The organism is Trujillonella endophytica, assembly GCF_900110555.1.
Taxonomy (GTDB): Bacteria; Actinomycetota; Actinomycetes; order Mycobacteriales; family Geodermatophilaceae; genus Trujillonella; species Trujillonella endophytica.
Map to the genome: position 1 here is coordinate 442,512 of NZ_FOEE01000002.1, position 22,507 is coordinate 465,018.

Here is a 22,507-nt window from a genome sequence, read left to right on the forward strand (position 1 = left end):
CGGAGGTCCGTCAGCCCGCGTCGTGCTCCGCGTCGGGGAGGTCCGCTGTCCCCGCGGGGCCGGCCCCGGTGCGGTCCTGCCGGAACCGCTGCTGGGCACCCTGCTTGGTCAATCCGTAGAGCGCGCCGATCTTCGACCACGACGTCCCGGCGGCGCGGACCCCCTCCACGGCCTTCTGCTCCAGCCGCTCGGCCTCCTCGCGCAGCATGCGGGCGGCGTCCAGCGCCGCGAACGGATCCCGGGCCGATCGATGGGCACGCAGGGCACGCTGGATGCGGTCGACATGCCTGCTCACGTCCCGATCCTACGGCACGGAGGTCAACACATCGTTGACCTATCCCGTCAACGGGTGATTGACTGGTGTCAACAAAACGTTGACGAGCCGGCGACGAGGAGGTGAGCGGCATGGCCAAGGACAAGAAGAAGAAGGACAAGAAGGGCAAGAAGGGCAAGAAGAAGTGACCTGACCGGGGCGGCAGTGGCAGCACTGCCGCCCCGGGGGCGCTCCACGCCGACCTCCTACGCTGCAGGACCGCCGTCGTCGTCCGACCGTCGGCCGTGCCGCGAGAGGAAATTCGTGTCCGAGCAGCCCGGTGGGCCGTCGCCGGCCCTGGCCGGGAGGGCCCCCTCCCCCGGGGATGCCCCCGCAACGGTGCCGGGATGGTCGCCGTGGCGGGCGGTGGTCGGCTTCGGCGTGGTGAGCCTGGCCGCGGATATGGTCTACGAGGGCGCCCGCGCGATCACCGGCCCGCTGCTGGCCTCCCTCGGCGCGTCCGCGCTGCTGGTCGGGCTGGTGACCGGTGCCGGCGAGGCGCTGGCCCTGGTGCTGCGGCTGCCGTTCGGCGCCCGCGCGGACCGCTCCGGCAGCTACTGGCCGATGACCATCGCCGGCTATGCGCTGACCGCCGTGTGCGTGCCACTGCTGGCCGTCACCCCGTTCCTCGGCGCGGCCGGGCTGACCGTCGGCTGCCTGCTGGTGCTGGCCGAGCGGACCGGCAAGGCCGTCCGCAGCCCGGCGAAGTCGACGCTGCTCGCGCACGCCGCCGGTCCCGTCGGCCTGGGCCGCGGCTTCGGCGTCCACAAGGCGCTGGACCAGATCGGCGCGTTCGCCGGCCCCCTGCTGGTCGCGGGCGTCGTGGCGGCCACCGGCGCGCTGGAGCCGGCGCTGGCCGTGCTCGCCGTCCCCGGGCTGGCCTCCCTCGTTCTCCTGGTCCGCCTGCGCCGGCGCACCGGGGACCCGCTGCGCGACCGGGTCCGGGCCGCGGGGGCGCAGCCGGCGGTGTCGCTGCTGCGGGCCGGCCGCGACCTGCCCCGCGCGTTCTGGTCGTTCGCCGCGTCGTCCGCGCTGACCACCGCCGGCCTGGTCACCTTCGGCGTCATCTCCTACCACCTGGTCACCGACGGCCTCGTGCCCACGGCCGCCGTCCCGGTGGTGTACGCCGCGGGCATGGCGGCCGCCGGGCTCGCCGCGCTGGTGGTGGGCTGGGTGCACGACCGCCGGGGCGCCCGGGTGCTCCTCGTGCTGCCGGTCATGGTGGCGGTGGTGCCGGCGCTGGCGTTCACCGACTCCTGGGCCGTCGTCGTGGCCGGCGTGCTCGTCTGGGGAGCGGCGACCGGACTGCAGGACTCGACCGTCAAGGCGCTGGTCGCGCAGTTGGTCCCGGCCGGACGCCGGGGCACCGGCTACGGCATGTTCGCCGCCGTGCAGGGCGCGGCCGCGGTCGGCGGCGGCGCGCTCGCGGGCTGGCTGTCCACGGAGTCGGTGCCGGCGCTGATCGCGATCGTCGCCGTGCTGCAGGTGGCGGCGCTGCTGCTCCTGGTCCGGACGCTGCGGGCCTGACCCGGCGTCAGGGGTCCGCGCCGACCCGCTCGCCCATCGGCAGCCAGCGGACCGTCCGTGCCACGTCCGGCGCCCGCGCGAACTCCCGCTCCGCCGCCGCCCGCCCCTCGGTGAAGTGGGACCAGCCCTCGTAGTGCACCGGGACGACGACCCGGGGGCGCAGCTGGCGGCACAGCCGCACGGCGTCGCGGGCGGTCATCGTGTAGTTCACCGGCCCGGTGACGCCGAACCGGACCCGGCCCAGGTGCAGGACCGCGGTGTCCACGCGCAGCCGCCGCGCCACGTCGGAGAGGCCGTCGAACAGCACCGTGTCGCCACTGATCCACAGCACGCCGCCGTCCTGGCCGGGCCAGCGCAGGGCGAAGCCGGTGGCCTCCCCCACGATCGGCCTGCTGAGCGGCGGTCCGTGCCGGGCCGGCGTCGCGGTCACCTCGATCGTCGGCCGCCCCGGCGACGACAGCTCCGGCGTCCCCCATCGGGGCAGGCCGACGGCCGGGACGCCGAGCCGGGACGCCGCCGCCGGCGTGGTGACCACGGTGCCCACCGACGCGAGCAGCTCCCGGCCGGACTCGTCGAGGTTGTCGCCGTGCTGGTCGTGGGTGAGGAGCACGGCATCGACCGGCCCGAGCTCGGCCGCGGCGATCGCCGGGCCGGTGAGCTTCCGGGACGAGCTGCCCCAGCCGAACGACCAGCGCCGCCCGGGCGGATCGAAGGTCGGATCGGTGAGCAGCCGCCGGCCCGCCGCCTCGATCAGGACGGTCGGGCCGCCGACGTGGGTGAGCCGGACGCCGTCCACGTCACTGCGCGCCGGCGGCCCCGACCCGGGGCCGGGCGTGCCGCACCGCCCAGTCGAGCACGTGGTCGGCGATCTGCTGCCAGCCCTCCTGCGCCGGCAGCAGGTGCGCGTACCCCTCGTACAGCTCGACCTCGGTGATCGTGTCGCCCTTGTAGTGCTTGGCGTTCGAGCGCTGCACGCTCGGCGGCATGATGTGGTCCTCGCTGCCGGAGACGAACAGCAGCGGCGGGCGGGCCGGGTTGGCGTAGTCCACCGCGGCGTCCTGCGGTCCGGGCATGAAGTTGGCCAGCACCGAGCTCCAGAGGATCCGGCCCGACGCCGGCACGTGGTAGCGCCGGTAGAGGCGCAGCGACTCCTCCTCGCCGAACGTGTTGGTGAACGCGTAGTGCCACTGCTCGGGGCTCAGCCCGACGGCGCGGTGCCGGTTCGCCGGGTTCTTGAACGCGACGAACGTCGACCGCAGCTGCGACAGGGGCAGCACCCGCACGCCCTCGGTCGGGGCGGAGTTGAGCGTGACGCCCACCGCGCCGTGGCCGCGGTCGAGCAGGATCTGCACCAGCGTCCCGCCCGCCGAGTGGCCGATGAGGATCGGCGGCTTCTCCAGCGCGCCGACCACCGAGGCCAGGTGGTCGACGATCCGCGGCAGGGTGAGCTCGGCGATCGGCGTCGGGTCCGCGTTGAGCTGCTCGACCTCGACCTCGAAGCCCGGGTAGGCCGGGGCCAGCACGCGGTAGCCCTTGGCCTCGTAGTGGGCCTTCCACTCCTCCCAGCTGCGCGGGGTCACCCAGAACCCGTGGACGAGCACGATCGTGTCGGGGCCGCCGGGCGCGGGACCGCCGGAGGGCCGGGGGGTGGGGACGGCGTCGCTCATGGTCGGTCTCCTGTCGGTCGGGCCGGCACGCGTGGGCTGTCGGCGCCGACCCTGGCAGCGCCGGGCGGCACGGAACGGCCCCTGCGCGCACACCTCTGGCCCGTCGGTGCACCGGCACGGCCGCCTTCCGCCGTCCCTGCTGCTCTGCCAGGCTGGCCCGACGCTGCGGCGGGAGGTGCCGCGCGTGCCTCGTTCCGCCCGGCGGGAGGTCCCCGTGCTGCTGCTCGACACCGCGACCGTGGCCCCGGAGGACCGGGTGAGCGCCTTCCGGGCGGCCTTCGACCAGGCCTCCGCGCCCTGCCGCATCGAGCACCTCGACCCGGCCGACCAGGTGCGCTCCCGGATGCACCTGTGGCCCTTCGGCGCCGCGAACGTCTTCACGACCGACGCCTCCGGCTTCCGACTGGTGCGCACCCCGCGGCACGTGCGCAGGGAGAGCCCCGCGATCGTGGCGCTGGCGATCCAGACCCGCGGGGAGGGCCGCTTCCGCCAGTTCGGCGACGACGCCGTCGTCCCCGCCGGGGAGCTCATGCTCAGCGACCTCACCGCGCCGTACGAGTTCTCCTGGACGGGGAGCGGCGGGTCGCGGGCCTTCCAGGTCCCCTACGAGCTCCTCGGCCTGCCACCAGACGTCGTCCGCGCGGGCGCCGCCCACCTGCGCTCGAGCCCGCTGTACGGCCTGGTGCGCGATCACCTGCAGCGGCTGACCGACGGCGCGGACGAGCTGTCCGCCGACTCGGGGGCGGCCGCGCTCGGCGCGGCCACGGTGGACCTGGTCCGCGCCCTGCTGGTCTCCGCCGCCGGCCGCGACGACCTCGCCGGCGCGGTGCGGGAGGAGACCCTGGCGACCCGGGTGCGGGCGTACGCCGGCCGGCACCTGGGCGACACGGCGCTGGGCCCCGGGACGCTCGCCGCCGCGCACAACGTGTCCGTCCGCCGGCTGTACCAGGCCTTCGCCGACGACGGAACCAGCCTCGAGCAGTGGTTGATCGGCCAGCGACTGGAGGCGGCCCGGGCGGCGCTGGTGTCGCCGGCGGGGCTGCGCCGCTCCGTGCAGGCGACCGCGCGGGCCCACGGCTTCGACAGCCCCAGCCACTTCTCCCGCCGATTCCGCCAGGCCTACGGCATGACCCCGCGCGAGTGGCGCCGGCTGCACGTCACCGGATGAGCTCCCGCAGCCGGTCGGCCCGGTCCGCACTCCAGTCGGCGGGGCGCAGCAGCAGCGCCCAGGCGTCCACCGACTCACGCGTGTACCGGTGCCCGTGCCCCTCCGGCACGTCGAGGGAGAAGGGCATGTCGAGGGTGACCTGCCAGAACGTCACGAGGGGCAGCCACGTCATCTCCGGGAGGACGTCGCGCCCCGGCTCCTCGGCCAGCCAGTCGGGGCGGCCCAGCAGCAGCGACGGGCTCCACCAGACCACCGGGTCGGACGGGTGCTGCAGGAAGAGCACGCGCGTGCCCTCCCACGGCTCGCCCGCGGGCGGGGCACCCGCGCCGATCTCGGCGGTGAACCGCACGGTGCGCCCCTCCCGGTAGACCGGCTCCACCTCCGGGCTGCCGGCGTCGCGGTCCTCGCGGAACTCGGTGTGCAGCGCGTTGAAGTTCGGCGGGCCCACGAACAAGGCTCCGGTGACCCGGTTGCGCAGGTCGTACTCCCCGCTGAACGCGGCCTCCGCACCGAAGGAGCCCAGGCTCTCCCCGAAGACGAACAGCTCCGGCCGCGCGTCGGGCGGGAGCGCGGTCCACCGCTCGTAGACGGCGTCGAACAGCTCACGGCCGGCCGACCGCGCGCGGTCCTGGTCGACGAGGTAGGACAGCCCCGACGGCACGTAGGAGTACTGCATCGCCACCACCGCGGAGTCCCCGCCGGCGATGTACTCGAACGCCGACAGCGACCCGGCGTCGAGCCAGCCACGGCCGGTGGTCGTGGCGACCAGCAGCCGGGTCCGGTCGAAGCCGCCCGCCCGGGCGAGGTCGTCGACGGCCACCTGCGCCCGGTCCTCCACGTCGTCCGCGGTCGCCACGCCGGAGTAGATCCGGATCGGCTCGGGGGCCTCCCCGCCGGTGAACGCCGCGATCTCGCCGGCCGACGGGCCGCCCGCGACGAACGTGCGGCCCTCCCGGCCCAGGGAGTCCCACTCGATCAACGACCCCGGCCCGCCCGAGCGCAGCCGGCTGTCCGGCTGCTCGACACCCTCGGCCGTCCCCTGGTCCGCGAGCGCGAAGGCCCGGTCCGCCGCCGCGAGCAGCCCGTCCACCGCCACCCCGCTGATCAGCAGGACGGCGAGGAGGGCGACGGTCAGCCCGCCGAGGGTGCGGGCGGCCGCCGGGCCGACCCAGCGCGACAGCAGCCGGGCGACCGCCCGGCACGCCGCCCGCACCCCGCGGCTCACCGCGATCAGCACCGCGAGGACGACGACCGCGACGAGCGGCGCGAGCAATGCGCTCCCCAGCGACTCGGCCGGCATCCCCATCAGGTCGCGGAGCATGCGCTGCCACCGCCGGCCCAGGAGGAAGAACACGACGACGAGGACCACGGCGAGGACCTGGAACACCCGCCACGACCGCCGCCGGGGCGGGCGGGGGCCGCGGTCGGCCATGGCCCGCCACACGGCGGCGGCCAGCACGCCCAGGCCGTAGCCCATCGCCGCGCTGATCCCGCTGACCACGCCCTGCGCGACGCCCTCCCGCGGCAGCAGGGACGGGGTGAGCGACGCGCAGGCCAGCAGCACCGCGCCCCAGCAGCCCGGCAGGGACAGCGCCGGCACGGACGGAACCCGCCGGGGCCGGTCGGCCCGTTCCTGCGCAGCGGGAGCGGGTGGCTCGCCGCCGGGCGGCGCGGCTCCGGCGGCGTCGGCCTGCACCGCGGGGGCCGGCGGCGCGCCCACGCTGGTCGGCGAACGCCTCACGCAGGGTGTCCTCCTGGTCCTTCCGGGGCGCCCGGTGCGCCGCCGGCGATGGTGCGGCCGGCGACGCCGCGACCGCCTCCCCCGCGGGGGGCGAGAGCTGCGCAGCCGGGCCGCACGCACCCGCTCCCCGCGGCCCGTGCCCCGCCACGGACGCCCCTCGCCGTCCGGCCGCGGCGGGCAGGTCTCATCCGCGCCGGACGACGCCGGCCCGAGCGGCACGCCCGACCCTGCACCTGCGCTGCGGCGGCGGAGCCCGGGAGGGCCCGGCCGCAGCGGCGCTCGTGCCTGCCGGCGTCGGGCTCGGATCACGATCGAGGAGCGTGCGGACCATGACCGGAACTGCAACGTCGACACCGGCCTCGCTGTCGCCGGCCGCGGCCTACGGAGTCCACTCCGAGGTCGGCGTCCTCCGGAAGGTGCTGGTCTGCGCGCCGGGGCTGGCCCACCAGCGGCTGACCCCCACCAACTGCGACGACCTGCTCTTCGACGACGTCCTGTGGGTGCAGAACGCCCGCCGGGACCACTTCGACTTCATGGCCAAGATGCGCGAGCGCGGCGTCGACGTCCTCGAACTGCACAACGTGCTCGCCGAGACGCTCGCCATCCCCGAGGCGAGGACCTGGCTGCTCGACCGCAAGATCGTGGCGAACGAGGTCGGGCTGGGTCTGGTCGAGGACACCCGCGCATACCTCGAGAGCCTGGAGCCGCGCACGCTGGCGGAGTTCATGATCGGCGGCCTGGCGACGACGGACCTGCCCGCGGAGTTCCGCCCCGGATACCTGGCCCTGGCCCGGGAGTCGACCGGCGTGCGCGAGTACCTGATGCCGCCCCTGCCCAACACCCTCTACACGCGCGACACCACATGCTGGATCTACGGCGGGGTGACGCTGAACCCGCTGTACTGGCCGGCCCGCCACGACGAGACGCTGCTCATGAAGGCGGTCTACTCCTTCCACCCGGACTTCTCCGGGGCGCGCGTGTGGTGGGGCGACCCGGAGCTGGAATGGGGGCTGTCCACCCTCGAGGGCGGCGACGTGATGCCGATCGGCCGGGGCGCGGTCGTGGTCGGCATGAGCGAGCGGACCTCCCGCCAGGCGATCACCCAGTTCGCCGCCGCGCTGTTCGCCGAGGGGGCCGCCGAGCGGGTGATCGTCGCCGGAATGCCGAAGCTGCGGGCGGCCATGCACCTGGACACCGTCTTCACCCTCGCCGACCGCGACGTGGCCACCGCCTTCGCCGACATCGTCGACGGCATCCACACGTTCTCGCTGCGGCCGGGGGACGCCGACCCCGTCGAGGTCACCGAGGAGAAGGTCCCCTTCACCGCGGTCGTCGCCGACGCGCTCGGCCTGCCCGCGCTGCGGGTGCTCCCCACCGGCGGGGACGTGTACGCCAACGAGCGGCAGCAGTGGGACAGCGGGAACAACCTCGTCGCCGTCGCCCCGGGCGTCGTGTTCGCCTACGACCGCAACACCACCACCAACGCCCTGCTGCGCAAGGCCGGCGTCGAGGTCATCACCATCGTGGGCGCCGAGCTCGGCCGCGGCCGCGGCGGCGGCCACTGCATGACCTGCCCGATCGTCCGCGATCCCGTCGACCTCTGACGTCGGCGATGGACCTGCTCGAGCAGCCCCTGCTGCTCTTCCTCGCGCTGTTCGCGCTCTACAGCCCGATCGCCGCGCTGCCCTCCTACTTCCCGGTCGTCGGCCGGCTCGGCCCGGCCGACCAGCGGCGGCTGGCGCTGGGGCTGTTCGTCAACGTGGTGGTCTTCGCGATGGTCGCCCTGTGGGTCGGCGAGCCCCTGCTGGAGGTGCTGGGGCTCAGTACCGCCGCGCTGACGACGGTCGGTGGCATCGCGCTGCTCTACGAAGGGGTGGCGCTCATGCGCGGCACCGCGGAGCACCCCGCGCCGGCCGACGTCGAGGCCGATGTCGAGGCGGAGGTCGCCGCGCACGCGGGCGCCGGGGCGCCGCGACCGGCCGACGCGCCCGGAGCCGCCGTCGACTCCCGCGCGCCGACCGGGGCGTGGCGGGAGTACATGTTCGTGCCGGTCACCTTCCCGCTGACCGTCGGCGGCACCACGTTCGCCTTCTTCGTCGCCTTCCGCGCCCAGGCCGACGACGCGGGCGACGTCCTCGCGCTGTCCGTGGCCGGGGTCGCCTATGCCGCCGTCACCGCGATCACCGTGTACGCCGCGGCGCACGTGCACCGGCGGGCGTCGGCGTCGACGGCGTCCTTCCTCGACCGACTGTCGGGCATCCTGCTCACCGCCATCGCCGTCACGATCCTCGCCAGCGGGGGCACCCAGCTGGTGGTCAGCGTGCTCGAGGGCCTCGGCCGCTGACCCGGCCGCCGGACCGAGATCTCCTGCTTCAGGTCTGGACCTCGTGCAGGGACACCACGTGCAGCCCCAGGTCCTGGAGCAGGGCGAGGACACCGTGCAGGTGGGCCTCGTCGATGACCTCGCCGGAGATGATCGTCTCCGGGGGCGCCTCGAGCAGGACCATGTCGGGGAACGCGCCGCGGGTCCGGTCCGACAGGTGCCCGGCGACCCGGAACTCGTAGTGCGACGTCACGATGCCCCCTTCCGGCTTCCTCCGGTCAGGGTCGCCGACGGCGCGGGCGCGTGCCTCCCCCGGCCGGGATGGGGTCCGGGCCCGGTTCGCCGGGTTCCGCGCCCCGGACCGGCACCGGGCGGACGCGGTGGCCGACCGATGCCCGCGCCGGGACCGGGCCCGCCGGAAGGCTCATCCGCCGCGGACGAGGCCGCCGGCCCGTGCGGGGGCGACCGTGCGGGGCGCTCCGTGCCGAACCCGGCCCGCGGAACCGCACCCGGAGGTGATGAGCGCAGCGATGGACGAGGCCCGTTCCCCCGCCGCCGGTCCCGTGTCGACGTCGCACGGCCCCGCCGCCCCGGCGGAGCGGACGATGGCCGTGCCGGCTCTGACCGCGATGGTCGTCGGGTCGATGGTCGGCGCCGGGGTGTTCTCGCTGCCCCGCAACTTCGCGCAGTCCACGGGCGTGCTCGGGACGCTCATCGCGTGGACGATCGCCGGCGCCGGGATGCTGATGCTGGCCTTCGTCTTCCAGTCCCTGGCCGTGCGCCGGCCGCACCTGGACGCGGGTGTGTACGCCTACGCCAAGGCGGGCTTCGGCGAGTACCCCGGCTTCCTCTCCGCCCTCGGGTACTGGGCCAGCGCCTGCGTCGGCAACGTCACCTACTGGGTGCTGATCATGTCGACGCTGGGCAAGATCTGGCCGGCCATGGGCGAGGGCAGCACCCTGCTCGCCGTCGCCGTCTCCTCCGTCGGGCTGTGGGCGTTCCACCTCGTGATCCGGCGCGGGGTGCGGGAGGCGGCGGCGATCAACCAGATCGTGACGGTGGCAAAACTGGTCCCGATCGTGCTGTTCGTCGTCATCCTGGCCGTCTCGTTCCAGGCCGGCGTCTTCGGCGACAACTTCTGGGGCGACGCGGCCGGCGGCGGCGTCCTCTCGCAGGTGAACGACACCATGCTGATCACGGTCTTCGTCTTCCTCGGCGTCGAGGGCGCCAGCGTGTACTCCCGCTACGCCCGCCGCCGGGAGGACGTCGGCCGCGCCACCGTGCTCGGCTTCCTCAGCGTGCTGGCCCTGTTCGCGTCGGTCACGCTCCTCTCCTACGCCGCCCTGCCGCAGACCGAGCTCGGCGAGCTGCAGCAGCCCTCCGTTGCCGGCGTGCTGGAGTCCGTCGTCGGCACGTGGGGCACGGTGCTGATCAGCGTCGGCGTCATCGTGTCGGTGCTGGGCGCCTACCTCGCCTGGACGCTGATGGCCGCCGAGGTCCTCTTCGTCGCGGCCAGGGACCGGGACATGCCGCGGTTCCTCAGCCGGGTCAACGCCGCCGACGTGCCCGTCTCGGCGCTGCTGATGACCACCGCGCTGGTCCAGGTCGTGCTGCTCACGACGCTGTTCTCCGAGGACGCGTTCACCTTCACGCTCAAGCTGTGCACGGCCCTGTCGCTGGTGCCCTACCTGCTGGCGGCGGGCTACGCGCTCAGGATCGGCGTGCGGCCGGACGCCGGCGAGCGCCGGGAGCGCGGGCACGGCAGGGAACTCGCCTTCGCGGCGCTCGCCGTGCTCTACACGCTGTTCCTGATCGTCGCGGCCGGGCTGGAGTTCCTGCTCATGGCCCTGCTCATCTACGCGCCGGGCACCGTCCTGTTCGTCCGCACCCGGCGGGAGGCGGGCCGGCAGGTGTTCACCCCGGTCGAGCTCGCCCTGTTCGTGGTCGCCACCGTCGGCGCCCTCGCGGGCGTCGTCGGCCTTGCGACCGGCGTGATCTCGATCTGAGGGGGCCCCGTGACCACGTTCATCCCGATTCCCGGACCGGTCGAGCGGATCCCGCCGGCCGGCCTGCGCACCGACGAGGAGCCGGCGGCGCAGCGGTCCCCGCTCCCGCCGTCGTAGGACGGGCGGCGGCAACCGGACATGACCGACGCCCCGCCGGCCGGCGTCTGCGGCCCGCGCACGCACCGCGTCTGCGAGTGGGTCTACGAGCAGACCGGCGGCAACGCCACGCTGGCCGCCGTCGCCGACTGGCTGGTCGGCCGGCCATTGGCGATCGCCGGGGTCCTGCTCGTCGGCTGGGTGCTGCGGCTGGCGGTGCGACGGCTGGTGCACCGGGGCGTCCACCGGATGCTGGCCGCGCGGCCGATCTCGGCCCCGTCCCCCGCCGCGACCGCCGGCGGCGGTGCGGCGGGTGGCGTCCCGACCCGGGAATCGGCCCGCCGCGGCACCCGGGCCGAAGCGGTCGCGGCCGCGGTCACCAGCCTGCTGTCCGCGCTGGTCTGGGTCCTGGTGCTGATCGCGGTGCTCGGCATCCTCGGCGTGGACCTGGGCCCGGTCATCGCCGGCGCCGGTCTGCTCGGCATCGCCGTCGCGTTCGGCGCGCAGAGCCTGATCCGCGACCTGCTGGCCGGGGTGTTCATCCTGCTGGAGGACCACTTCGCCATCGGTGACGAGGTCGACCTCGGCGAGGCCGTGGGCACCGTGGAGAAGATGACCTTCCGGGAGACCGTCCTCCGGGATCTCGACGGCACGGTCTGGCACGTGCGCAACGGGCTGATCGACCGGGTCGGCAACCAGTCCCAGGTCTGGTCGGGCGCGATGGTCGACGTCGCCGTCGCCCACGGCACCGACCTGGTCCGCGCGCGCGAACTGCTGCACGAGGCCGCGGCGACGGTGAGCCGCGAGCCCTCCTTCGCCGACGACGTCCTGGAACCACCCGAGGTCCTGGGGGTCCACCAGGTCGATGCCTGCGGGATCACGGTGCGGCTGCGCGTCAAGACGCGCGCCGGCCGCCATTTCGACCTGCAGCGGGCGCTCCTGGAGGCGATCACCACGGTCTTCCCGGCCGGCGGCGTGCAGCTCGCGACGCCCCAGCTCACCGTCCGTGCGGCCGGTCAGGTCGGCTCGGCCGGCAGGGTCGGCGGCCCGCCCACCTCGTAGACGGCCACCGGGACGGAGAGGGTCACCGACCCGGCGAGCTCGAACTCGAAGGTGATCGCCAGGCTCGTTCCGCTGCGCAGCGGCTCGACCAGGTCCGCCAGTTCCAGGTGCGGCCCGGTCGGCAGGCGCAGCGATGCCACGCCCTCGGCCGGCACCTCGATCCGGAACCGCGGGAGGGGGTCGGCATCGCCGTCGCGGAACAGCACCTGACCGGCCTCGCTGGACGCGCCGACCAGGGCGTCGGCCGCCTCGCCGTCCCCTGCCACCGTGAGGAACAGCTCGGCCCCCTCGCCCACGACGTGGGTCGTCCCCCGCTCCCCCGGCGAGGCGACGTACACGTGCAGCAACCGGAGGCCGGCGACCCGCCCGTCGACGCTGTCCAGACCGCGACCGGCGGCGGCCACCGGCGCGTCCGGGTCCGCCTGTTCCCGGGTGCAGGCGGTCGCGGGCAGCAGGACGACGGCCGCCAGCATCCCCGCGAGCAGGAGTGCCCGGCGCGCCGGCGCGGGCCGTCGGCTCATGCCGTCTCCCCTGACTCCCGATCGCCCCGTGCGGCGGCCAGCCTGGCGCTGCGGGCGCGGCCGCGCGTCCCCCGCTCCGGATGAGGTCTCATCCGCCCGGGAGGACGCCACCCGGCCCGCGACGTCGGCAGCGTCGTGGCCCGGAGGTGCCGATGAGCCGAGCCGTGACCCTCCGTCCGGTCGGGAGTACCCGGTCCCGGGTGTTCGCCGCGGCGGTCGTCGGGGTGCTGCTCGTCTGGAACAACCTGGTCGTGCCGCGGGTCCCGGACCCGGCGTACGTCGCGGTCAACGTCACTGCGGCCGCCGTCCTGGTGGCGCTGGCGCGGTGGAGCGGCCTGTCGTGGGCCGACCTGGGTCTGTCCGGGCGGCGGGTGCCGGCCGGTCTGCGCTGGGGCGGTGCCGCGTTCGCGCTCGTGGCGGTCGTCCTGGCCGTCGCCGTCGTCGTCCCGCTCCTGCGGCCGCTGCTCACCGACGCCCGGGCCGCCGATCGGGACGCCGCGGAGGTCGCCGGCGAGGTGCTGGTGCGCATTCCGCTGGGAACCGTGCTGTGGGAGGAGGTCGCCTTCCGGGGCGTGCTGCTCGCCGCTCTCCTCCGGGTGCTGCCCCAACGCCGCGCGGTGGGGGTGGGCGCCGTCGTCTTCGGCGTCTGGCACGTCCGGCCCACGATCAGCGGCGTCGCGGCCAACGACCTCGCCGACGCGGCCTGGCTGCGGGCGCTGGCCGTGCTCGGCGTCTGCCTCTTCACCGCCGCCGCCGGGGTGGTGTTCTCCTGGCTCCGCCTGCGCAGCGGCAGCCTGCTGGCCCCGGTCCTGCTGCACCTGGCCACGAACACCCTGGGCACGGTCGCGGCCGCGACGGCGCACCGCCTGGGCTGAGCAACCGGTCCCCCCGCCGATCATCGGCGGGTGGCCGGCCGGCGCGCCGCGGGTGCGGGCCATCCGCCGATGATCATCGGGCTGGGCCCGGACGTGTCCGCCGCACTACGCTGCGCCCGCGGGGTCCTAGCTTGCGAGAAGGCCATGACGGTGACCGGTCCAGCGGACGCACTGGTCCATCGACGCACGTCGCGCCCCGGCGTGCCCCGGGTCAAGACCGCGGTCCCCCGGCTGCCCGGCCGGCACGTGTACCGGCCGCGGCTGACGGCCGCGCTGGAGGCGGCCGCCTCCGGCCAGGTGACGCTGGTGAGCGCGCCCGCCGGATACGGCAAGACGCTGTTGCTGGCCGAGTGGGCGGCGCGCCGACCGGAGCTCACCGGATGGATGTCGCTGGACGCCGACGACAACGACGACTCCCGCTTCTGGTCCGCGGTGCTGACGGCGGTCGCGTCGTGCCCGGCGGTGCCCGAGGACAACCCCGTCCACCGCCTGGTCGTCCCCGCCCGCCCGAGCCAGGACCCGACGTTCCTGGCCGCGGTGGTCGAGGCGGTCGACCTGGTTCCCGAACCGATCCGGCTCGTGCTCGACGACGTCCACGAGCTGACGGCGGCCGATCCGGTGCACGGGCTCGCGTCGCTGGTCCGGGACCGGCCACCCGGGCTGCACCTGGTCCTCGGCGGCCGCAGCGATCCGCCGCTGCCACTGGGCCGGATGCGGCTGGCCGGGCAGCTCTGCGAGATCCGGGCCGAGGCGCTGCGGTTCTCGATGCCCGAGGCCGACGCGCTGGTGACCGCGACCGACGTCCGGCTCGACCCCGATCAGCTGCGCCGGCTGGTCGACCAGACCGCCGGGTGGGCGGCGGGCCTGCGGCTGGCGGCGCTGTCCCTGCGGGAGACCGACGACGTCGACCGGTTCCTGGCCGACTTCGCCGGCAACAGCCGGGCGGTCGCCGACTACCTCGTGGGCGAGATCCTGGAGCGGCTGCCCGCGCCGGCGCTGGACCTGCTGCGGGCGGTCAGCGTGTGCGATCCGCTGTCGGCACCGCTCGCGGCGGCGCTGTCGGACCGTCCCGACGCCGGCGAGATCCTCGACGGCCTGGAGCACGACACCTCGCTGATCCTCAGCTCGGGCCGGGGCCGGCTCTGGTACCGGGTCCACCCGCTGCTGCGGTCCCACCTGCTCGCCGACCTGCGCCGGCGGCGGCCGGACCTGGTGCTCGACCTGCATCGTCGGGCCGCGGACTGGTTCGCCGCGCGGGAGGACGCCGTCCCCGCTCTGGCGCACGCGCGCCGGGCCGGCGACAGCGACCTGCTCTCGGCCCTCCTGCGCCGGAACACCGTCAAGCTGATCGCCGACGGAGCGCACCGGGCCCTCCGGGAGGCCCTCGACGGACTCGGCGGCCGGGCCGTCGCCGACGACCCCTGGTACTCCCTCGTCGCCGCCCTCGTGGACATCGAGACCGGCGCGCTGACGGCGGCCGACGCGCACCTCGACCGCGCGCGGGCGACGTGGCCGGCCCGGGCCGGGCCGGAGCTCACCGGGCTGGACGCCCTCGTGCGTACCCGCCGGGTCAGCCTGGACGGCGACCCGCACCGGATCCTCCGGGTCACCGAGAGCCTGGACCCCGAGCCCGCCGGCACGCTCGGGCTGGCCGTCATGGGGAAGCTGGACCGGGCCCTGGCGCTGCTGATCGCCGACCGGGTCGACGAGGCGCGGGACGTCGCCGCCGGCGCGGTCGCGCAGGCCCGTCAGCTGGACCAGGCCTACCTCGCGGCCCGCGGGCTGACCGTGCTCGCGGCCGTCGAGGCGGCGCACGGGCAGTTCCAGGGGATGGTCGAGCTCGCCCGGCAGGCGGACGAGGTCGTGCCGGGAACCGACTGGCAGGCCACGGCCGGGGCGGTGCTGTCGACGCTCCTGCGGGCGTACGGCGCGCTGCTGCGGGCCGAGCCGGCGGCATGCCTGGAGATCCTCGGCCCGGCCCTCGCCTTCGGGGATCCGCACCGCGGCGGTCCGCTGGGCTCGGTGTCGACGACGGCGAGGGCCCTGCGCGGGGCCGCGTGCGTCGACCTCGGCTCCACCGGAGAGGGGCTGCAGTCCCTGCGGCACGCACGCGGCGAGACCGTCGGGCGCCCCCGCGTCACGACGACGACCGCGCTCCTGGCGGCGCTGGAGTACCCGGCGGCGGCGCTGTCCGGCCGCGGGGACGTGGCCCGCACCGTGCTCGAGTGGGCCGAGCACGAACTGGGCTCCGCGGGCGAGGTCGCCCTCATGCGCGCGCAGCGGCTGACCGCGATGGGACGGTTGCCCGCCGCCGCCGATGCCCTGCACCCCGTCCTGACCGGATCGCTGCCCCCCGTGCTGCCGTGGACGGTCATCGACGCCCACGTGCTCGACTGCTCCCACGCGGTGCTCGGTGGTCGCCGGCACCGTGCCCGCGCCGCGCTGGAACGTGCTCTGGCCCTGACCGAGCAGATGGACGTGCTGCGACCGCTGGCGTTCTGCCCGGACGAGGTGGCGGAGCTGCTCACCGGCCTGCTGGGCAGCTTCGACGGCCGGGAGCAGATCGCCCGCCGGGTGCTCCGTGCCCGGTTCGCCCTCCGCGGCGGCGACCGCCGGGTGGGCCTGACGGAGCGGGAGCGCGCCGTCCTCACCCTGCTGCCCACGCAGCGCTCCTTCGGCGAGATCGCCGCGGAGCTGACGGTCTCGCACAGCACCGTGAAGACGCACGTCCGCGCCATCTACACGAAACTGGGCGCCGGTTCCCGGCGCGAGGCCGTCGACCGGGCTCGCACCCGCGGCCTGATCTCCCCCGAGACGTCCTGACCGCCGCCCCCGGGCCGGGGCCGGCTCGCCCGCCGGGACTCCCGCCGTGGGCCGGTTAACCTGGACCGTCGAGGCGTCGCGCACCGACACCCACGACGCGTCGTCAGGGAGATCCACTCGTGAGCACCAGCGCACCGGCTGTCGCCGGCAGCCGCCAGCCGTCCGCCGACGTCCGGGGCGAGGCCGCCCGCCGGCGGACGTTCGCCGTCATCAGCCACCCCGACGCCGGCAAGTCGACGCTCACCGAGGCACTGGCCCTGCACGCCCGGGTGATCGGCTCGGCCGGTGCGGTCCACGGCAAGGCCGGTCGCCGCGGCACGGTGAGCGACTGGATGGACATGGAGCGCGACCGCGGCATCTCCATCACCTCGGCAGCCCTGCAGTTCGCCTACCGCGACGCCGTGGTCAACCTGCTCGACACCCCCGGCCACGCCGACTTCTCCGAGGACACCTACCGGGTGCTGACCGCCGTCGACGCCGCCGTGATGCTGGTGGACGCCGCGAAGGGCCTCGAGACCCAGACGATGAAGCTCTTCGCCGTCTGCAAGCACCGGGGGATCCCGATCATCACGGTGGTCAACAAGTGGGACCGGCCGGGCATGGACGCGCTCGCGCTGATGGACGAGATCGCCGAGCGGACCGGCCTCACGCCCACGCCCCTGACCTGGCCGGTGGGGATCGCCGGCGACTTCCGCGGAGTGCTGGACCGCCGCGACGGCAGCTACCGGCACTTCACCCGCACCGCCGGGGGCGCCACGATCGCCCCCGAGGAGGTGTTCCCGGCCGACCAGGCGCTGGCGCGGGAGGGGGACGCCTGGACCCAGGCCGTCGAGGAGGCCGAACTGCTCGCCGAGACCGGCGCCGAGCACGACCAGGAGCTGTTCCTGGCCGGCGCCACGACCCCGGTGCTGTTCGCCTCCGCCGTCTCCAACTTCGGGGTCGGGCAGTTGCTGGACGTCCTGGTCGACCTGGCCCCCGCGCCCGCCGACCGGCCGGACGCCGACGGGCAGCCGTACCCGCTGGACGCGCCGTTCAGCGCCTTCGTGTTCAAGGTGCAGGCCGGCATGGACACCGGACACCGCGACCGGCTGGCCTACATCCGGGTCTGCTCGGGGGTCTTCGAGCGGGGCATGGTCGTCACCAACGCCTCCACCGGCCGGCCGTTCGCCACCAAGTACGCCCAGCAGGTCTTCGGCCGCGACCGGGAGACCATCGAGACGGCCTGGCCCGGCGACGTCGTGGGGCTGGTCAACGCCGCCGCGCTCGGCGTGGGCGACACCCTCTTCGTCGACCGGCCGGTGCGCTACCCCCCGGTCACCACCTTCGCGCCCGAGCACTTCGCGGTCGCCCGGGTCGCCGACACCAGCAAGTACAAGCAGTTCCGCAAGGGCATCGACACGCTCGCCGGGGAGGGCGTGGTGCAGGTGCTGATCTCCGAGCGCCGGGGCGACGGCTCCCCCGTGTTCGCCGTCGTCGGGCCCATGCAGTTCGAGGTGGCCAGCCACCGGATGGAGCACGAGTTCGGCGCCCGGATCTCGCTCGATTCGCTCCCCTACTCCCTCGCCATGCGCACCGACGAGGCCTCGGTGCCGGCCATCACGGCCTCCAGCGGCACGGAGGTCATGCAGCGGGCCGACGGCGAACTGCTCGCCCTGTTCACCACCAAGTGGGTCATGGGGATGGTGCGGGAGAAGCCCGGCGTGACCCTCGAACCGCTGATCGCCGCGCAGCTCGGCTGATCCGGGCTCAGCCCGCGGGCAGGACCGGTTCCACGACCGTCGTGGACCCGTCGGCCCAGACGACCAGGCCCGAGCGGCCCGGCAGCGTCTCCAGCCAGCGGGCCGCGTCGGGGCCCTGCGCGTAGGCCGCCGTCGCGTCGATGTCGGCCCAGGTGAGCGAGGCGGCGAGCACGGTCACGGAGGCGACACCGGCGGGTGGCCGGCCCGTCCGCGCGTCCACCACGTGCGCGCCGCGGTGGGCGGCACCGGACGTGGCCACGGCGCCGGTACGCACCGGGACGACCGCCGTGAGGCGTCGCGGGTCGGCGGGGTCCTCGATGCCGATCCGCCAGGGCGCGGCGTCGTCGTGCAGGGTCCGGCAGGTCAGGTCCCCGCCCGCGGAGAGGCAGAAGTCCGTCTCCGGCAGCGCCTCGAGCGCTGCGGCCGCCCGCTCGACGGCCCAGCCCTTCACCACGCCGCTCGGATCGAGGACGGCGGCGCCGTCGGGGCCGGGCCGGTGGACCGCGAAGGCCCCACCCGAGCGTCGCTCGGCCGCGGCGCCCAGCGCGAGCACCTCCGCCACCTCCGGCGGGCAGTCCTCCGGACCGATCTCGCCGCGGCCCAGCCGCGAGATGCAGGAGTCCGGCCGGTAGGTGCTGAACACCCGGTCGGCCTCGCGCAGCACGGCGAGCGCGGCCTCCCACGCCGCCCGGGCCGCGGTGTCGTCGGTGTGCCGGCCGCGCAGCGCGAGGCTGATCGGCATGCCCATGACGTGCTCGACGCGGCGGGCGGGCGGCCGGACCACGGCGCTCACAGCCCGGCCTCGTCGAGGGCGCTCTGCAGCGACTCCACGTAGCCCTCGCTGGTCACGGTCGCGCCGCTCACCATGTCGATCCCGGCGTCCTGCGCGTCGAGGGTCTCGCTCACCAGGATGGGGAGCGCCCGCGCGTTGATCTGCCGGTCCCGGCCGTTGTCGTCCGGGTACTGCGGCACCGAGACGTCGGTGATCTCCCCGGCCTGCACGGTCACCTGGACCTGGACCGGACCCCACCGCGTCTGCACCCTGTCACCGGTGACCGTGACGGCGGCCGCGGAGGTGCCGTCGCCCGTTCCCGACGAGGACGGCGTCCCCGACGAGGATCCCGACCCCGACGACGTGGAGCCGGAGACCGGGGCGAGGACGGAGGACTCCACCGACGCCATCTGCGACGACGTCGACGTGTGGTAGCCGAGCACGAGCACCAGGGCGGTCAGCGTGCTCATGGCCCAGAGAACGATGCGGCGCACTGCGGTCACCATCCGAAGGTCTCGACGTGGAAGCGGTCGGGGGGCAGGCCGGCGGCCCGGCAGGTCCGGCGCACGTCCTCCGCCCACGGCTCGGGGCCGCAGACGTAGACGTCGCGCTCGGCCAGGTCGGGCAGCCAGGAGGTGAGGGCCGCCAGGTCGGAGGCCGCGCCCGCCGAGTGGCCGAGCCAGGAGCCGGGGGCCCGCCGGTGCCCGGGGAGCAGGAACACCTCCAGCCCGCGGCGGGCGGCGAGGACCTCGAGCTCCGGCAGGAACAGCGGCGGCCCCGAGTAGCGATAGAGCAGCGCGGCGTCGCCGGGGGCGTGGTCCAGCGCCTCGGCCAGCGCACGCAGCGGGGTGACGCCGACGCCGGCCGCGATCAGGGCGACCTTCGGCCGGGTGCGCGCGCGGGCGGAGAGCCGGCCGTAGGGACCCTCGAGGAGCACCCGGGTGCCCGGCCGCAGCCACCGCAGGGAGGCGCTGCCGTCCCCGACCACCTTCACGGTGATCCGCAGGCTGCGACCGTCCGGGGCGGCCGACAGCGAGTACGGGTGGGCGCGGGTCCAGCCGCGTCCGGCGAGGAAGCGGAAGCCGTAGAACTGGCCGGCCTCGGCGGTGACCCCGCCGGGGCGACCGGTCATGTACACGCTGACGACGTCGTCGGACTCGGGCACGACGGCGGTGACCCGCAGCCCGGCCCGCGCGGTGCGCCACAGAGGCAGCGCGACGCGCCACACGAGCACCGCGCCGGCAGCGGCGGCGTAGAGCCCCCACCAGAACACGGTCCGGCCGAGGGAGCCGACGAAGTCCTGACCGGTCCACAGCTGGTGCGGCAGCGCGAGTCCGACGCCGAGGTAGGCGTAGAGGTGCAGCAGGTGCCACGACTCGTAGCGCAGCCGGCGGCGGGCGGCCCGGATGCTGGTGACGACGACGAGCACCAGGCAGGCCGTGGCCGCCACGGCGAGCAGCATCCCCGGGTAGTGCAGCGTGAGATCCCACAGCGTCGCCGGCGTCCGGGCGAGCTCGCCGGCGGCGTAGCCCCAGGTGATCGTGACGACGTGGGCCACCATCAGGTCGAACGAGCCGAGGCCCACCCACCGGTGCAGCCGCGCCAGCCGCTCCCGTCCGACGGCGTTCTCGAGCAGCGGCACCCGCGCCATCAGCAGCACCTGCACCAGCAGCAGGAACGAGGCGAGCAGACCGGTGAGCCGGCCGACCGAGTCCAGGCCCGTCTCCCAGCCGCCGAGGTCCTGCACGCCGCCGCCGGTGACCCACCAGAAGGTGACGAGCAGCAGGCCCGCCCACAGGGCCGCGAGCCCGGCGAGCCGCACTCCGGCGTCGGACCGCGCGCGGGACCGCGCGGGGCGCGGCGGACGGGCCACGGGCGGCGGGGCCAGTGCGGTCATGGGCCCACGGTGGGCCGCGGACCTGTCGCTCCGGCCGGGAGCCCGCTGTGAGTTCCCTGGACGGGGTCGGTCAGCCGATCCGCAGCGTCGTCCGGCCCCGGACCACCCAGCGGCCCGCGCGGCGCTCCAGCGCCGGCGGCGGGACGTCCGAGGGCCGGGCGGCCGGTGCGACCCGCGCGAACGGCCGGGTCACCTCGCTGCCCAGCAGCTCCACCCCGCGGGCGCTGAGGACGAACACCTCGGTCACCTGGCCCGGCTCCCGCGGCAGCGACTCCAGGTAGCCCGCCTCGTGCGCCCGGGTGAAGCAGGACAGCAGCTCCACCTGCCGCCGGCGCCACTCCGCCGCCCCGCCCTCGGGCCGCGGGTTGAGGCGCTCCAGCAGCCCGAACATCGTCACGGGTGCGGCGCCGGCCTCCAGGGCCTCGAGGACGGGACGGAGGTCGGCGCCGGTGGTCATGGCGACGACGCTAGGACCCCGCCGGGCGCGGCTCACGGCCCTGACCTGCTGAAACTCGCCCGGGACGCTGGGGAGAGCTGCCAATCGCTCAGCCGCCGGCGACGACCCGGTGCAGGTCGGCGGCCATCCGGTCCGCCTCCCGCGACGCCCCGGCGATGGCCACCTGCGCCTGCTCGGAGGCCGCGCTCTGCTCCTCGACCGCGGCCGCGATCGTGCCCTGGGCGTCGACGACGCCGCGGATGATCTCCTGGACGCCGCCCAGCGCCGCGCCGGCGGTCTCGACCTCGCCGCGCACCGCCTCCACGACCCGGCGGATCCGCTCGGTGGCCCGTGCGGTCTCGGCGGCGAGGTCCTTCACCTCGCCCGCGACGACCGCGAAGCCCTTGCCGGCCTCACCGGCGCGGGCGGACTCGATCGTCGCGTTGAGGGCGAGCAGGTTGGTCTGGTCGGCGATCCCGGAGATGCTGCCGGCGATCTGGTCGATCTCCGCCATGGTGCCGGCCAGGCGCTCCACGGTCTCCGCGCCCGTGCGCGACTGCACGCTCGCCTCCTGGGCCGTGCTGCTCGCCCGGCTGGCCGCGGCCGCGATCTCGGCGATGGCCGACCGCAGCCCGTCCATCACCTCGGTCGCGGTGGCGACGTTCGTGTGCAGCCGGCGGCCGGCGTCCACCAGCTCCGCCAGGTGCTGCTCGCGGCTGGCGGCGCGCGACGCGGCGTCGCGGGCCCGGCCCGCCTCCTCGTCGGCCGCCCGCGCCCGCTCGGTGGCGAGCTCCAGCTCCGCCTGCACCTGCGCCGCCTGCTGCTCCTCGGCCAGGCGCCGCTGCTGCAGTCGCTCGCGGTCGGCCTGCTCGGTGAACTTCCAGCCGTAGGCCAGGAACGTCGCCTCGACCAGCAGGAAGGCGGCGTGCAGCGCGACGAACGCCAGCGGGTTCTCGTGCGCCTCGTGGGTGGAGAAGACCGACTCCGGATGCCACACGCCCATCACTGCGTGGTGGACGGCGACGAAGCCGACCGCGGCGAGGAACGGCGTCCAGAGCTGGTACAGCGCCACCAGCGGCAGCAGCGCGTAGAACCAGATGTGCAGGTCGGTCAGGCCGCCGCCCACGTGGACCAGCACGTCGGCGCCGATCATCAGCCCCAGGCACACCGCAGTGGCGCGGGCGACCGCCGCCCGGAGGACGACGCCGAGGACCACCAGCGCGACGATCGCGGCGAGCTGTCCCCACAGCAGCCAGCCACCGACGTCGCGCGCGAGACCGATGGCGGTGAGCACCGGCACGTGCGCCGCGAGCACGCCCAGCGTCACGCGGTGGCGGGCCCGGAAGCTGCGCTCGTCCAGGCGGGCACCCCGCGGCACCCACGACAGCGCGGTCCCGGCTGCTGCGGGCCGGAGGGGCGGGCGGGGCGCCGGGACGCTCGTCGTCATGCTCTCCCATCGGTCGCTGCCGGCCGGGATCAAGCGCAGTCGCTGTAGCGACTCCAGCGATCCGGAACCGGACGGTGCCCCTCGACGGCGCCGC

At 75.4% G+C, this 22,507-nt stretch carries 20 protein-coding genes; 9 read left to right on the forward strand and 11 right to left on the reverse strand.

The window, feature by feature from the left end; translation table 11 throughout:
• Positions 1-10 precede the first annotated feature (10 nt).
• Positions 11-295 carry a hypothetical protein gene (locus BMY88_RS05020; RefSeq protein WP_091940760.1) on the reverse strand — a complete coding sequence of 95 codons (285 nt, stop codon included), beginning with the start codon at positions 293-295 and terminating at the stop codon, positions 11-13.
• Between the two features lie 282 nt (positions 296-577).
• Here BMY88_RS05020 and BMY88_RS05025 point away from each other — a divergent pair, with 282 nt between their 5' ends.
• Complete coding sequence (locus tag BMY88_RS05025; protein ID WP_211435495.1) at positions 578-1,840, forward strand: MFS transporter; 1,263 nt, start codon at positions 578-580, stop codon at positions 1,838-1,840.
• Positions 1,841-1,847: 7 nt separating this feature from the next.
• On the opposite strand, the gene BMY88_RS05030 is transcribed toward BMY88_RS05025, so the two are convergent.
• The gene (locus BMY88_RS05030; RefSeq protein ID WP_091940762.1) at positions 1,848-2,636 is read right to left on the reverse strand and encodes an MBL fold metallo-hydrolase; all 789 of its coding nucleotides are present in this window, start codon (positions 2,634-2,636) and stop codon (positions 1,848-1,850) included.
• A 1-nt stretch (position 2,637) separates the two neighbouring features.
• Entirely contained in the window at positions 2,638-3,507 is an 870-nt protein-coding gene (locus BMY88_RS05035) for an alpha/beta hydrolase (RefSeq protein WP_091940764.1), read from the reverse strand.
• 184 nt (positions 3,508-3,691) lie between these two features.
• Here BMY88_RS05035 and BMY88_RS05040 point away from each other — a divergent pair, with 184 nt between their 5' ends.
• On the forward strand, positions 3,692-4,675 hold the full coding sequence (locus tag BMY88_RS05040) for an AraC-like ligand-binding domain-containing protein (RefSeq protein WP_211435496.1): 984 nt from the start codon (positions 3,692-3,694) through the stop codon (positions 4,673-4,675).
• Here the strand turns inward: BMY88_RS05040 and BMY88_RS05045 are convergent.
• On the reverse strand, positions 4,665-6,416 hold the full coding sequence (locus tag BMY88_RS05045) for an alpha/beta hydrolase (RefSeq protein ID WP_211435497.1): 1,752 nt from the start codon (positions 6,414-6,416) through the stop codon (positions 4,665-4,667). The two genes, BMY88_RS05040 and BMY88_RS05045, sit on opposite strands and share 11 nt — an antisense overlap.
• Positions 6,417-6,745: 329 nt before the next feature.
• Here BMY88_RS05045 and BMY88_RS05050 point away from each other — a divergent pair, with 329 nt between their 5' ends.
• Both BMY88_RS05050 and BMY88_RS05055 read left to right on the forward strand, forming a co-directional pair.
• Positions 6,746-8,020: an arginine deiminase gene (locus tag BMY88_RS05050; RefSeq protein WP_091940766.1), complete on the forward strand. Its 1,275-nt coding sequence runs from the start codon at positions 6,746-6,748 to the stop codon at positions 8,018-8,020.
• Positions 8,021-8,028: 8 nt separating this feature from the next.
• Positions 8,029-8,760 (forward strand): MarC family protein, encoded by a 732-nt coding sequence (locus tag BMY88_RS05055; RefSeq protein ID WP_091940768.1) that lies wholly within the window; start codon positions 8,029-8,031, stop codon positions 8,758-8,760.
• A 28-nt stretch (positions 8,761-8,788) separates the two neighbouring features.
• Here BMY88_RS05055 and BMY88_RS05060 read toward each other — a convergent pair whose 3' ends face one another.
• A complete protein-coding gene (locus tag BMY88_RS05060; RefSeq protein ID WP_244524454.1) occupies positions 8,789-8,992 on the reverse strand; it encodes a hypothetical protein in 204 nt (67 codons plus the stop codon).
• Between the two features lie 265 nt (positions 8,993-9,257).
• On the opposite strand from BMY88_RS05060, the gene BMY88_RS05065 reads away from it, so the two are divergent.
• Both BMY88_RS05065 and BMY88_RS05070 read left to right on the forward strand, forming a co-directional pair.
• Entirely contained in the window at positions 9,258-10,745 is a 1,488-nt protein-coding gene (locus BMY88_RS05065) for a basic amino acid/polyamine antiporter (protein ID WP_211435498.1), read from the forward strand.
• A gap of 138 nt (positions 10,746-10,883) precedes the next feature.
• Positions 10,884-11,903, forward strand: a complete 1,020-nt coding sequence (locus BMY88_RS05070) for a mechanosensitive ion channel family protein (protein ID WP_091940772.1) — start codon at positions 10,884-10,886, stop codon at positions 11,901-11,903.
• On the opposite strand, the gene BMY88_RS05075 is transcribed toward BMY88_RS05070, so the two are convergent.
• A complete protein-coding gene (locus tag BMY88_RS05075; RefSeq protein ID WP_091940773.1) occupies positions 11,858-12,424 on the reverse strand; it encodes a copper chaperone PCu(A)C in 567 nt (188 codons plus the stop codon). The two genes, BMY88_RS05070 and BMY88_RS05075, sit on opposite strands and share 46 nt — an antisense overlap.
• A gap of 164 nt (positions 12,425-12,588) precedes the next feature.
• On the opposite strand from BMY88_RS05075, the gene BMY88_RS05080 reads away from it, so the two are divergent.
• From BMY88_RS05080 to BMY88_RS05090, 3 genes are all read left to right on the forward strand, one after another.
• Complete coding sequence (locus tag BMY88_RS05080; protein ID WP_244524455.1) at positions 12,589-13,299, forward strand: CPBP family intramembrane glutamic endopeptidase; 711 nt, start codon at positions 12,589-12,591, stop codon at positions 13,297-13,299.
• A 150-nt stretch (positions 13,300-13,449) separates the two neighbouring features.
• Positions 13,450-16,122, forward strand: a complete 2,673-nt coding sequence (locus tag BMY88_RS05085) for a winged helix-turn-helix domain-containing protein (RefSeq protein WP_170860972.1) — start codon at positions 13,450-13,452, stop codon at positions 16,120-16,122.
• A gap of 119 nt (positions 16,123-16,241) precedes the next feature.
• Positions 16,242-17,861, forward strand: a complete 1,620-nt coding sequence (locus BMY88_RS05090; protein WP_091940779.1) for a peptide chain release factor 3 — start codon at positions 16,242-16,244, stop codon at positions 17,859-17,861.
• A gap of 7 nt (positions 17,862-17,868) precedes the next feature.
• On the opposite strand, the gene BMY88_RS05095 is transcribed toward BMY88_RS05090, so the two are convergent.
• The 5 genes from BMY88_RS05095 to BMY88_RS05115 form a co-directional block, all read right to left on the reverse strand.
• Entirely contained in the window at positions 17,869-18,654 is a 786-nt protein-coding gene (locus BMY88_RS05095) for an FAD:protein FMN transferase (RefSeq protein WP_211435499.1), read from the reverse strand.
• A complete protein-coding gene (locus tag BMY88_RS05100; RefSeq protein WP_211435500.1) occupies positions 18,651-19,103 on the reverse strand; it encodes an FMN-binding protein in 453 nt (150 codons plus the stop codon). Before BMY88_RS05100 ends, BMY88_RS05095 begins: the two co-directional genes overlap by 4 nt.
• A 29-nt stretch (positions 19,104-19,132) precedes the next feature.
• Positions 19,133-20,530 carry a ferredoxin reductase family protein gene (locus tag BMY88_RS05105; RefSeq protein ID WP_091940781.1) on the reverse strand — a complete coding sequence of 466 codons (1,398 nt, stop codon included), beginning with the start codon at positions 20,528-20,530 and terminating at the stop codon, positions 19,133-19,135.
• A 70-nt stretch (positions 20,531-20,600) separates the two neighbouring features.
• A complete protein-coding gene (locus BMY88_RS05110) occupies positions 20,601-20,987 on the reverse strand; it encodes a hypothetical protein (protein ID WP_091940783.1) in 387 nt (128 codons plus the stop codon).
• An 88-nt stretch (positions 20,988-21,075) separates the two neighbouring features.
• A complete protein-coding gene (locus BMY88_RS05115) occupies positions 21,076-22,413 on the reverse strand; it encodes a methyl-accepting chemotaxis protein (protein ID WP_091940785.1) in 1,338 nt (445 codons plus the stop codon).
• Positions 22,414-22,507 lie beyond the last annotated feature (94 nt).